Raw genomic sequence first — 12134 nt, 5'->3', positions numbered from 1 at the left:
TGGTTTTCTCCTTTCTCTTTGTTGTTCTAACTTTACCACGTATTTCCTTGCTTGTCAACGTTTTTTTGAAAATTGTTGAAAAAAGCAAAATTTTTAAGATGGAGTCGCAAAAAAAGAAGCCTAGATCTTCTCTAAGCTTCTCTCTTCTGCTATGCTAGTTGCCGGGATTGAACCGGCGACCTCATCCTTACCATGGATGCGCTCTACCGACTGAGCTAAACCAGCAGTACCTATCTACTATATCATGGAGATAGGTCTTTTGTCAATATCCTGACTCATTTTTCTGCCAAATATTCTTCCTTAGTGAGGATATAATGAACTCTCGTCACCATTCTCCCTTCTTCATGCAAGTCTAGCATCGCGTAGGGCTCCTCGTGAGAATATTTCATTCCTGATTTTGCCATCACCCGTCCAGAAGCTGGGTTGTCCTTATCATGAACGGCAATGAGCTTGTTCATCCCTAACTGTTCAAAAGCCAGAGCAATGACTGCCTTGGTAGCCTCTGTCGCAAGACCTTGGTTCCAATAGTCTTTATTCAGAACATAGCCGATACTCCCCTTCTTCAGACAAAGATCCAAATCCAGTAAATCAATCGTCCCGATAAATTTTCCATTTTCTTTGAGCTCGATCCCCCATCTTCCAAGTGGGCTCGCTAGGTAAAAGAGGGCAATATTATTACGCGTCTCTTCTAGACTTTGATTGGTTGGAAAAGTGTAGCGCGTAACTGTTTCATCAGAAGCATACTCAAACATAGCCGGTGCATCTTCAAGAGTGACCGGACGCAAGTGCAAGCGCTCAGTCTCTATTTCTCGATAAGCCGCTAACTTCACATATAAATTTTCCATTTGACACTCCTTCTTTAGGGATTAGTTTAGCAAATAACCTAAAGGAAGGCAAGCTCAAATTTTTCTTGCTTTTTAACCCACTTTTCTATACAATAAAATCAATCAAAACAATCAGATAAGGAGTGAAAAGGTCATTGAGTCAAGAGAGCCATCTCACACCAATGGCCTTTTTACACCTAAATCTGAGCAAGGAGGCAAAAATGCTCATTGGAATTCCTAAAGAAATTAAAAACAACGAAAATCGGGTCGGTTTGACACCTGCAGGTGTACAAAGCTTGGTGAAGAAAGGTCATCACGTTTTGGTAGAAACAAATGCTGGACTTGGTTCTGGCTTTGCGGATGAAGATTACACGAAGCAAGGGGCAACCATCGTTGCAACTGCTGCAGAAGCTTGGGCAGCTGAGATGGTGGTCAAAGTCAAAGAACCCCTCGCTGAAGAATATGGCTTCCTTCGCGAAGACCTCTTGCTCTTCACTTACTTGCATATGGCCGCCGCACCTGAATTAGCAGACGCTATGGTCGCAGCCAAGACAACTGGGGTGGCCTACGAAACGGTGCGTGACTTAGATGGACAATTGCCTCTCTTGGTGCCAATGAGTGAGGTTGCTGGACGGATGGCCGTGCAAATCGGTGCTCACTTTTTAACCAAACAAGAAGGTGGGTCTGGTGTCCTCCTAGGTGGGGTGCCAGGTGTTCCCAAAGGGAAAGTCACCATCATAGGAGGCGGGGTCGTTGGAACCCATGCAGCTCGGATCGCCCTTGGACTCGGTGCCCAAGTGACTATCTTAGATATCAGCGCTAAGCGTTTGGCAGTTCTGGAAGATGTCTTTGGTCACCAAATCCAAACCCTTATGTCCAACCCATTTAACATTGAAGCCAGCGTCCGTGATGCCGATGTTGTCATCGGTGCTGTCTTGATTCCTGGTGCGAAAGCTCCTAAATTAGTAACAGACGATATGGTTAAACAAATGCGTCCCGGTTCAGTCATCGTCGATGTGGCCGTTGATCAAGGTGGTGTTATCGAAACAGCAGACCGTGTCACAACGCATACGGAGCCAGTTTACGAAAAACATGGCGTACTCCACTATGCCGTTGCCAATATCCCAGGGGCTGTCGCTCGTACCTCTACTATCGCCCTTACCAATGTGACCCTTCCTTATGTCGAATCCCTAGCTGACAATGGCTTCCACAAGGCAATTTCCCTCGACGAAGGCCTGCGCCAAGGGGTCACCACTTACCAAGGTCACATCACTAGCCAACCCGTTGCTACCGGTTTAGAGCGTGACTTCACACCAATTGATGAATTGGTTTAATATCTAACATTCAAAAGGCAAAGATCCGATGATCTTTGCCTTTTCTTTTATTCTTCTTCCACATCCGATTCTTCTTTGAGCACTGAATTTGGGATGGGCTCGTAGGCCCGGATAATTTCTGCTACTACAGGATGACGAACGACATCCTTAGCAGAGAAATGCACAAAGTCAATTTGAGAAATGTTCTTCAATTTCTCCTGAGCATCAATCAAGCCGGATTTGACATTTCGAGGAAGGTCAATCTGGCTAGTATCTCCATTGACAATCATCTTAGAGTTAAAACCAAGACGGGTCAAAAACATCTTCATCTGCATGATGGTGGTATTTTGCGCTTCATCGAGGATGACAAAGGCATCGTCCAAGGTCCGCCCCCGCATATAAGCCAAAGGCGCAATCTCGATAATCTCCCGCTCCATCATCCGAGTTGTTTGGTCTTTCCCTAAAATCTGGTATAGAGCATCATAGACCGGTCGTAGATAAGGGTCCACTTTTTCTTTGAGATCCCCTGGTAGGAAACCAAGGCTCTCTCCAGCTTCAACAGCAGGACGCGTCAAAATGATCCGCTTGACTTGACCACGCTTGAGGGCAGTCACAGCCAAGGTCACTGCCAGGAAGGTTTTCCCAGTCCCCGCTGGTCCAATCCCAAAAGTGACATCATGGTTCTTGACACTATCGACATAGATCTTTTGACCAAGCGTTTTAACCCGAATGGGCTTGCCGTAACTATCCTTGATAATCTCTTCTTCATAGAGAGCGATGAACTTATCCAATTCTCCATTTCTTACCATGGTAATGGCGGTCACCACATCTGGCGTTCCAATGGTCATGCCACGGTTGACGAGGACCAAGAGAGCCTGGATGACTTGACGAACTTGCTCGCAGGTTTCTTCTTCCCCAATGATTTGGACGATTTCTGTCCGGGCATGAATAGTTACCCCAAATTCTTTCTCCATCAAACGAAGATGGCGTTCGTTGGATCCAAACAAATGAAAGAGATCGTCTGGATGCGTTAATGTAATTTCAACTGAATGTTCTTGCAAATAAAGAACCTCTCTACCTGTGTTTTTCTATTATTATAACAAAGAGGCCGAGAAAAAACCATCCTCGACCTGTCCTTTTCTAGTGGGCTTGGTATTCTTCCCAAATCGCATCAAAATCGCCAAGATTAAAGGAAAAGCTCGCATGCTCTTCTAGATAGCGACTAACCTCGTCGAAGTCATCTGTATGCTTGGGAAAAGCGGACTCATGAAATGCAAGATCCGCTAAAATGGCCTTAGGAGCATTGCTTTTAGGATTGCGCTCCGTCATCAACCAAGTATAAAATGATTTTCGCATAAGCCTCCTCTTAGATCAACTCTGTTCCAAACTGGTCTTGCTTGATTTTTTTGGCCTTCATCAGCCCCCCCAAAGCCTTTTTGAACTGCCCTTTTGAAATCCCAAAGGTTGCCTTGATCTCTTCTGGAGATGACTTATCATTCAGGGTCATAAAGCCTCCATTGGCTTCCAAATAGGTCAGAATCATTTGGGCATCGTTTTCAAGCATTTCAAAAGAGCGTGGCTTCAGCGACAAGTTCAAGGTCCGATCCACTTCACGAAAACCGATGACGCGAGCATTTAAGACCTCTCCCAAACGTGGTTCTGCATAGCGCTCACTTGGGTGGATAAAGCCCAGCATATTGTTCTCTGGAAGGTAAACAAAGGTTCCAGACAATTTCAAGCGGTAGACAATGGCTGGCCAGTTTTGGTTTTGCATATTGTTGTAAGCAGGACGAGCCAAACGCTGGAAATCTTCCTGGTAGGCTAAGATCCCCCAAATCCGATCTTTCTTATCGACTTCTAAACGAATATAGAGACGATCGCCCTTTTTAGGCCATAGATCTTTGATCTCCGGTAGGATATCTAGTGAGACAACAATCTGCTTATCTGGAAGCCCTGTATCCACGAAGACTCCCAAATCCTTGCGCACTTCCGTGACCGTTCCCCAGCCAAAGCTTTCTTGAGTTGCAGTGACTTCAAGTGTCGTGAGTCGTAGTTTTTGCTTCATATCTGTATAGGCAAAGCCCTTGACACTTTCTCCGACTTGGTGTGGGCCTTCTGCTTTATCAAGCGCGTAGGTCTGGCCATCTTTTTGAACAAAATAGAAGTGATCATTTTCATCAATGACCATTCCCATGATGTAGCTTGCTAGATTCGTATTCATGTTTCCTTCTTTCCTCTTGCCTCTTCACAAGAATAATGGAAATAAAACCCAGCCAGCAGTGCCAACTGAGTCTTTCTTTCCTGTAATGGTTGGGATAGATTAAACTTCCATCAATTCTTTTTCTTTGTGCGCTGTCATTTCATCTACATGCTTAACAGCGTCATCCGTAACTTTTTGAATCTCTTTTTCAAGACCTTTCAATTCATCTTCTGTGATTTCTTTTGCTTTTTCTTGTTTCTTCGCTTCATCCATAGCATCACGACGGATGTTACGGATCGCTACTTTAGCATTTTCACCCACTTTTTTCACTTCTTTTGCCAAGTCACGACGAGTTTCTTCTGTCAAAGCTGGGATAACCAAGCGGATAACAGATCCATCGTTGGCTGGAGTGATGCCAAGGTCAGAAGCATTGATGCTGTGCTCGATGTCTTTCAAAGATGATTTATCAAATGGAGTGATCAACAAGACACGCGCTTCTGGAATGGTGATAGATGCCAATTGGTTCAATGGTGTCTCTACTCCGTAGTATTCTACGAAAATACGATCCAAAAGACTTGCATTTGCACGTCCAGCACGGATGCTACCAAATTCACGTCCCAAACTTTGGTGAGACTGAGTCATTCTTTCTTTTGCTTTTTCTACGATTGGGTTTGCCATAATTTTCCTCTATTTTCTATTATTTTTCTACGTTATTTGATACAGTTGTACCGATATTTTCACCAAAGACAACGCGTTTGATATTGCCTGGTTCATTCATATTAAAGACAACCAAGTCAATGTCGTTGTCCATGGAGAGAGTGGAGGCTGTTGAGTCCATGATGCGAAGACCTTTGTTGATGACATCACGGTGGGTCAATTCCTCAAATTTCACAGCTGAAGCATCTTTTTTCGGGTCGGCATTGTAAACACCATCCACCCCATTTTTGGCCATAAGAATGGCATCTGCTTCAATTTCAGCTGCACGAAGGGCTGCGGTCGTATCTGTTGAGAAGTAAGGAGAACCAATCCCGGCACCAAAGATCACGATCCGATCTTTTTCAAGGTGACGAAGGGCACGACCACGGATATAAGGTTCTGCGACTTGTTGCATGGCAATCGCTGTTTGAACACGGGTATCCACACCAACTTGTTGAAGCGAATCTGCCATCACAAGAGCATTCATGACAGTTCCGAGCATCCCTGTGTAGTCTGCTTGGACACGATCCATCCCTGCTTCAGCAGCAGGTTCTCCACGCCAAAGATTTCCACCTCCGATAACCAAGGCAATTTCAATTCCAAGTTCGTGAACTTCCTTGATTTCTTGAGCCATTTTTTGGACAGTTTTGATATCGATTCCGACACCACGTTCGCCGGCAAGGGCTTCACCAGATAGCTTGATTAAGATACGTTTATACTTAGGTTCTACCATTTTCTCTCTCCTTTTTTGATCTGTATTATTTTACCATAAATTACGTTTTTTATATAGTCATATCCATCAAAATTTTTTATTTTCAAAAAGCTGTCTAACAAGGAAAAATCCCAGTCCGAGGACTAGGATTTACCATTAGACTTTTTTCTTTTCGCGACGGGCAATCCATGGCAAAATAATGCCTAATGCAATCAAGACAAGCGGAGTCAATATATTGGTCAATAGAGAGAATTGCCAAGCGACTGGGTCCACCTTAAAGTCCACTTTTGGCACCATCCCTAAAATACAGGCAAAGGCCGTGAACAGGAAGCACCAAGCTCCAATAATAAAGCCTAGTTTTGGACTCTTGGTCATCTTGTATTCTGCATCTTTGTACTTCTTCCAAGCACGATTGAGCATGATATAGGCAAAGAAGACCCAGAGGTAACGCATTGGCATCACAACAGAATTCAGGTTGGTCATCCATTTTACTAACCCATCGATTTCTTGAATCCCAAAGAGGGGAACGACGATAAGAAGACTGACCAAAATCCCTGTCAGGAGGTAACCATTGGTCAAGACGCCTTTCTTGCTACGTTTGCGAAGCCAAGAAGGAATATATTCATCGTCTGCATTATGGAGCAAGATTTGAAGCGGAGCATCAATCGAAAAGGCCAGGGCTGCGATTTGTCCAATCATGTCTGTCAAAGCATAGATAATCACTAAGACATTCCCAACTCCCCAGTGTTTTCCAAGAATTTGGAAAGCTTGGAAGGCTCCATTTCGCATCAAATCTTCTGGAATATGTCCACTGTCAAAGAGCATCCCCATAGCCAAGGAACCAAGAATGGCAGAAAGTCCAACCATGATTGCCATGACAATCATTCCTTTCGGAAATTCACGCGCAGGATTACGGGTTTGGTTGACATAAGGAGAGATCTTCTCAGCTCCACCTACCGCAAAGACTAAGAGAGAAATGGTAGTAAAATAAGAGAAGTCAAAGTTTGGAATATAGGTGCTCACCTGTTCCATATGTTGGGTCGCAAATTGCATACCCGGATTGATGAAAGGAACTCCAACTGCTAATAAGACAAAAAGGAAGGACATGATCAGCATGGCACTACCAGCCAAACCACCAATGACTTTCAAGGTCATCAAACCTTTGGTAGAGAGATAGAGAAAAATTCCAAAAATAATCAAGCAAAGGATAACCACCCATTGGATGCTTAAGCCACTCACAAATTTGTCATTCCCTTGAAGAACCCAACCTAGAGAAATCAGAATTCGCTGAGGTTTTTGAGCTAAATAGGGAATATGTACAACCCAGTAGGTCCAGGCCGCAAAATAGGCGAGACGTTTTGTAGATGTCTTTTCAACCCACTCACTGACACCACCCCCACTTTCTTTAAAGGTTGAGCCCAATTGGCCAACGATCAAAGCATAGGGAATGAAATAAATTGCCAAGATCAGGATCCAGGAAACAATAACAGAAATGCCTTGGGTCGAATAGTTATTCACGACATTTCCCAATCCCCACACCATATTAAAAGCAATGAGTGAGACCATGAGCCAATTTAATTGGTTGTGATCTTTCTTCATAATAGATCTCCTTATTTTTTAATAGATCTAGTATATCATTTTACTTTTGATTTGTAAGCGTTTTCTCTAACATTTGTTGAAATTTTTTAAAAGAAAAAAGCTACCCGAAGGTAGCTTTTTCATTTCAATTAAAGTGAGTTAACGTCCACTTTGATACCAGGACCTTGAGTTGTAGTCAAAGTCAAGCTAGTTACATAAGTACCCTTAGCTGTAGCTGGTTTTGCTTTTTGGATTGTGTCGTTGAAAGCTTTAAAGTTTTCAACCAATTTAGTATCATCGAATGAAACTTTACCGATGATCGCTTGAACGATACCTGCTTTATCAGCACGGTAAGTGATTTTACCACCTTTAGACTCTTCAACTGCTTTCGCAACATCCATTGTTACTGTACCAGTTTTAGGGTTTGGCATCAAGTTACGTGGTCCAAGGACACGTCCAAGACGTCCAACAAGAGCCATCATGTCAGGTGTAGCGATAACTACGTCGAAGTCCAACCAACCATCGTTGATTTTCGCAACAAGGTCATCTTCACCTACGAAGTCTGCACCAGCAGCTTTTGCTTCTTCAGCTTTTGCACCACGTGCAAATACAAGAACGCGAGCAGTTTTACCAGTTCCGTTTGGCAATACCATTGCACCACGGATTTGTTGGTCAGCTTTTTTCACGTCGATGTTCAAGTTGTATGCAACTTCTACAGTTGCGTCAAATTTTGCAAAGTTAGTTTCTTTTGCAAGAGCTACAGCTTCTTCTACGCTGTAGACTTTTGTGCTGTCGATTTTTTCAAGAGCAGCACGAAGTTGTTTGCTTTTTTTAGCCATTTTATCTTTCTCCTTGTAATGTGGTCATATCGATTTTCATCTCCCACGTCACTCGTCATTTGATCAAGTGTATTGCGGGCAAATAGGATTGTTACAATTAGTCAGTAACAGTGAATCCCATAGAACGAGCAGTACCTTCGATCATACGCATTGCAGACTCAATGTTTGCAGCGTTCAAATCTGGCATCTTAGTTTCAGCAATTTCTTGTACTTGTGCACGAGTAACTGTTGCAACTTTCGTTTTGTTCGGTGTACCTGATCCTTTTTCAACACCTGCAGCTTTTTTCAAAAGAACAGCAGCTGGTGGTGTTTTTGTAACGAAATCAAATGATTTATCTTCATAAACAGTGATCACAACTGGGATGATCATACCAGCTTGGTCAGCCGTACGAGCGTTAAACTCTTTAGTGAATCCCATGATATTGATACCTGCTTGACCAAGTGCTGGTCCAACCGGTGGAGCTGGAGTAGCTTTACCAGCAGGGATTTGCAATTTTACAAGTTTTTCGACTTTTTTAGCCATTTCTTAAATCCTCCTTTGTGGTTTTGGCGGTAATTACAGATTTTTACCTCCCACAAGTATGCTTTGTGCATACCTTTCTATTATACACGATTTCTCTTTTTTTGCAAGAAAAAATTAAAATATAGTAAACTTTTTTTTCGTTTTATGATAGAATGAAGCTATGTTAATCAAAGTTGCTTCTGTATTATTTATTTTTTTAACGCTGATTCTGAGTGGTATCATTGTTCACCTCTTTAAGCTTCAAAAAAGAGGATGGCGATCCACCGATATTGCCTTTCCTTTATTTGCCCTAGAGTACTACCTGATCTCAGACAGCGCCTTTTATCACAGCCTCTTACCGCTGCTAGCTTTAAGCCTTTCGCTTTTAGCCTTGGGGCTAACGATTTATTTCTTAAAAAAGAAAAAGAGTTTTTATTATCCGAAATTTATCAAATACTTCTGGCGTGCGGGATTTCTAGTCACCTTCTTGCTCTATCTGATCCTAACCGCTAGTTTATTTATCTAATGCCAAAAAGAGGCTAGGACAAAAGTCCTAGCCTCTTTTTGTTGTCGAGCAAGACGCAGTGGTTGAGTGGGCTCTACTACGCTGATTTCATCAGCTTTTACAGCCCTACTCAACTGTGCGGAGGTGGGACGACGAAATCGAATTCTAACGAATTACCGATTTCTGTCCCACTCACTTTCTTTTATTTCTTCCGATGAAAGAACCAACCCACTAACTTCTTGAAGAGTTGAATCAAGATGAGAGCGAGAACCGCCATGATGGCGCAGATAAGCAGCGTTTGAAGCCTCAAGGGGCTCATGTTAAAGAATTTCCCTAGGATACTACTTGAAACCAGAAAAGCTAGGATATTTCCTAGGAGAACCAGTCTCTTGTAGTGATTGAGAGGCTGGGATTCTTGGTAGATGATGGTAAAACCGACGAAGGCCATCAAGCAGATGGCTGCACTCGAGAGCTCTTCAGAACTCATGCCAAATGTTGAAGAGAGCAATACCAGACTGAAGATCAGTATAAAATCCGTCAAGGCAGCAGGTAGCGCATTTTTAAAGACCGTTTCAATAAAGCGTCCTTTGATGCGCTCGCTATTGGGCTCAAGCGCTAGGAAGAATCCTGGAATCCCAATTGTAAAACCACTGATCAAAGACATCTGCGACGGCATGATCGGATAGGTAAAGGCTAAGAGCGTCACTGAGATAGCCAACAAAATGGAGAAGATATTCTTGATCAAAAAGAGACTAGCTGATCGCTGAATGTTATTGACCACCCGACGACCTTCTGCCACGATAGACGGCATCTTCCCAAAGTCAGAATCCAGTAAGACCACTTGCGCCATCTTTTTGGTCGCATCATTTCCAGATTCCATCGCAATACTACAATCCGCTGTTTTTAAGGCTAAAATATCGTTGACGCCATCTCCTGTCATAGCGACCTTGTGTCCTTTTGCCTGCAAGCCTTCTACAAGGCTTTTCTTTTGCTCTGGGGTCACCCGACCAAAGACTGTATACTGGCTCGCCGCTTGGTGCAAGTCTTCTTCCGTCTGCAAGGTTCTGGCATCAATCAGGTCTTCTGCTCCTTCAATGCCTGCTTTTTGTGCAATAGCAGAGACAGTAGCTGGGTTGTCTCCTGAAATAACCTTGATGCTCACTCCTTGTTTCTTAAAGTAAGCAAAGGTTTCTTTGGCATTTTTTCTCAAAGGATTGGAGAGAATAATCCAGGCTACCAAATCTACAGGAGCCTCTAACGTCTCTCTAAGGTCTTCTCCTCTATATTTTCCAAAGGCCAAGACCCGATGGCCTGCCTGCGTAGCAGGGGCGATCTCTTTTTCAAGCTCAGAGAAGTCTTCTCTTAAGACAAATTCTGGTGCGCCTAATACATAGATCCCAGTTTCAAAGGCAATGGCCCCATACTTTTTCTTGGACGTAAAGGGCAGTATTTCAAGAGTCTTCCAAGGCCGGCTAACTGGTGTCTTGTGAAATTTTCGGATCGCATCCATGGTGTCATTTTGATCCATACTAGCCTTGACATACTGAGCTAGAGCTTCCAAGTCTTGAGCGTCTTTAGCTGGACGAATCTCTGTCACTTCCATACCAGGCTCTGTAATGGTCCCTGTCTTATCGACACAAAGGACATCCACGCGCGATAAGGTCTCAATCCCCTTCATGCTATTGAGCAGAACCTTTTCCTTGGCCAATCTGACAGCACCAAGAGCCAGTGCCAAGGTCATCAAGAGGTACAAACCTTCTGGAATCATCCCAATCAAGGCCCCGACTGTTGAAGTCACACTGAGCTTTAGGCTATCGCCTAGGCTGATATAGCTACGAAGAAAAAGGAGCGAGCCTAGAGGAATGATAAGGAGACCAATGATCCCTACGATGCGGTTAACTGCATGAACCATATCAGACTCCTCATGGGACTTGACCTGCTTGGCTTCCAAGCTCAATTGGTTGATGTAGGAGTCATTCCCCACTTTTTCCAATCGTGCCAGTCCTTGACCAGCAATCACAAAGCTACCTGACATGAGCGCATCTTGCGCTCCTTTTTTGACCTCATCAGCTTCACCTGTCAATTGCGACTCATCGACTTTTAGCTCGCCCTCCAGCAAGACCCCATCCGCATAGATCTGGTCTCCAGCTTGAAAGCGAACGAGATCACCCTCCACCAGCTGATCGATAGGTAGAGCGACTTCTTTACCTTCACGAAGAGCGATCGCCTCACTCATGTGTAGAAATTGCATCTGACGCAAGATCCGTCTAGAACGGACTTCCTGTACAATACCAACTAAGGAGTTGACCACGACAATCGGGACAAACAAGAGATTGTTCCAAGATTTCACTGCTACCAGCAAAATAGCCAAAATCAAAAATATCAGATTAAAGTAGGTAAAGACATTGTCTCGAATGATCTGTCCTAGGCTTTTTTCTGTCTTGATCGTGACCTTATTTTGCTTGCCCTCTTGGATCTTTTTCGCTACTTCTTCCTGACTGAGTCCTTCTAATCTAACCATTGCTTTCCTCACTCATGTATTTCCAAGGGCAATCCTTCTGGATCGAAGAAAAATGCCATCTTCTTGCCATCAAAATCATCATAGCGAAGGCCTGTATTCTCAATACCTAGCTGATCCAATCTAGCTAGATAGGTCTCTACATCGTCCACTTGAAAGGCCAGATGACGCAGTCCCGCATGCTCGGGCAAGGGGAGCTTAGGCCGGTCTGGGGCCGTCGGTTTGATAAAGAGTTCTAACGTCAGCTGGCCCTGACGGAGATTGATCAAGATATCTCCGCGTTCAGGACGGTCATATTCACTGACAATCGCAAAGCCCAACTGGTCCACATAGAAATGCAACATGGCGTCGCGATCCCGTCCAATGATGGCAATATGATGAATGGTGTCTAACTTCATCTGGTCCTACTTTCTATTTCCTATAAAAAGAAAAGGGAGTGGGACAAGC

General features: G+C 43.8%; 13 protein-coding genes and 1 tRNA gene. 2 read left to right on the top strand and 12 right to left on the bottom strand.

The annotated features are described in order from the left end of the window. Positions 1-152: 152 nt before the first annotated feature. Positions 153-225 (bottom strand) — tRNA-Thr (locus SM122_RS10525). Between the two features lie 50 nt (positions 226-275). Then, positions 276-845: a GNAT family N-acetyltransferase gene (locus SM122_RS10520; protein ID WP_324738341.1), complete on the bottom strand. Its 570-nt coding sequence runs from the start codon at positions 843-845 to the stop codon at positions 276-278. A 200-nt stretch (positions 846-1045) separates the two neighbouring features. Between SM122_RS10520 and ald the strand changes: the two genes are divergently transcribed. Further along, positions 1046-2158, top strand: a complete 1113-nt coding sequence (gene ald / locus SM122_RS10515; RefSeq protein ID WP_041826407.1) for an alanine dehydrogenase — start codon at positions 1046-1048, stop codon at positions 2156-2158. A gap of 47 nt (positions 2159-2205) precedes the next feature. On the opposite strand, the gene SM122_RS10510 is transcribed toward ald, so the two are convergent. The 8 genes from SM122_RS10510 to rplK all read right to left on the bottom strand — a co-directional run bounded on the left by SM122_RS10510 (position 2206) and on the right by rplK (position 8685). Then, complete coding sequence (locus tag SM122_RS10510; protein WP_324738340.1) at positions 2206-3198, bottom strand: PhoH family protein; 993 nt, start codon at positions 3196-3198, stop codon at positions 2206-2208. A 79-nt stretch (positions 3199-3277) separates the two neighbouring features. Then, on the bottom strand, positions 3278-3493 hold the full coding sequence (locus SM122_RS10505) for a YozE family protein (protein WP_003005127.1): 216 nt from the start codon (positions 3491-3493) through the stop codon (positions 3278-3280). 10 nt (positions 3494-3503) lie between these two features. Continuing rightward, on the bottom strand, positions 3504-4358 hold the full coding sequence (cvfB, locus tag SM122_RS10500) for an RNA-binding virulence regulatory protein CvfB (protein ID WP_003005366.1): 855 nt from the start codon (positions 4356-4358) through the stop codon (positions 3504-3506). A gap of 99 nt (positions 4359-4457) precedes the next feature. After that, entirely contained in the window at positions 4458-5015 is a 558-nt protein-coding gene (gene frr, locus SM122_RS10495) for a ribosome recycling factor (RefSeq protein ID WP_003005165.1), read from the bottom strand. Positions 5016-5034: 19 nt separating this feature from the next. Further along, positions 5035-5766 (bottom strand): UMP kinase, encoded by a 732-nt coding sequence (gene pyrH, locus SM122_RS10490; RefSeq protein WP_009731451.1) that lies wholly within the window; start codon positions 5764-5766, stop codon positions 5035-5037. Between the two features lie 135 nt (positions 5767-5901). Continuing rightward, positions 5902-7344, bottom strand: coding sequence for an APC family permease (locus SM122_RS10485; RefSeq protein ID WP_155170025.1), 1443 nt, complete (start codon positions 7342-7344; stop codon positions 5902-5904). Between the two features lie 128 nt (positions 7345-7472). Next, a complete protein-coding gene (gene rplA, locus SM122_RS10480) occupies positions 7473-8162 on the bottom strand; it encodes a 50S ribosomal protein L1 (protein WP_003005355.1) in 690 nt (229 codons plus the stop codon). A 97-nt stretch (positions 8163-8259) separates the two neighbouring features. After that, the gene (gene rplK, locus SM122_RS10475; RefSeq protein WP_006595850.1) at positions 8260-8685 is read right to left on the bottom strand and encodes a 50S ribosomal protein L11; all 426 of its coding nucleotides are present in this window, start codon (positions 8683-8685) and stop codon (positions 8260-8262) included. Between the two features lie 160 nt (positions 8686-8845). Between rplK and SM122_RS10470 the strand changes: the two genes are divergently transcribed. After that, positions 8846-9190, top strand: coding sequence for a DUF3397 family protein (locus tag SM122_RS10470; protein WP_013903943.1), 345 nt, complete (start codon positions 8846-8848; stop codon positions 9188-9190). Between the two features lie 181 nt (positions 9191-9371). Here the strand turns inward: SM122_RS10470 and SM122_RS10465 are convergent, their stop codons facing one another. Together SM122_RS10465 and gloA2 are read right to left on the bottom strand one after the other, a co-directional pair. Further along, positions 9372-11690 (bottom strand): HAD-IC family P-type ATPase, encoded by a 2319-nt coding sequence (locus SM122_RS10465; protein WP_195326748.1) that lies wholly within the window; start codon positions 11688-11690, stop codon positions 9372-9374. 8 nt (positions 11691-11698) lie between these two features. Beyond that, entirely contained in the window at positions 11699-12085 is a 387-nt protein-coding gene (gloA2, locus tag SM122_RS10460; protein WP_195326747.1) for an SMU1112c/YaeR family gloxylase I-like metalloprotein, read from the bottom strand. Positions 12086-12134 lie beyond the last annotated feature (49 nt).

The sequence above is a fragment of the Streptococcus gingivalis genome, assembly GCF_035544715.1.
In the GTDB taxonomy this organism is placed as follows: domain Bacteria; phylum Bacillota; class Bacilli; order Lactobacillales; family Streptococcaceae; genus Streptococcus; species Streptococcus gingivalis.
The sequence above is the reverse complement of the archived record's forward strand: the minus strand, read 5'-3'. Positions and strand labels throughout refer to the sequence as shown.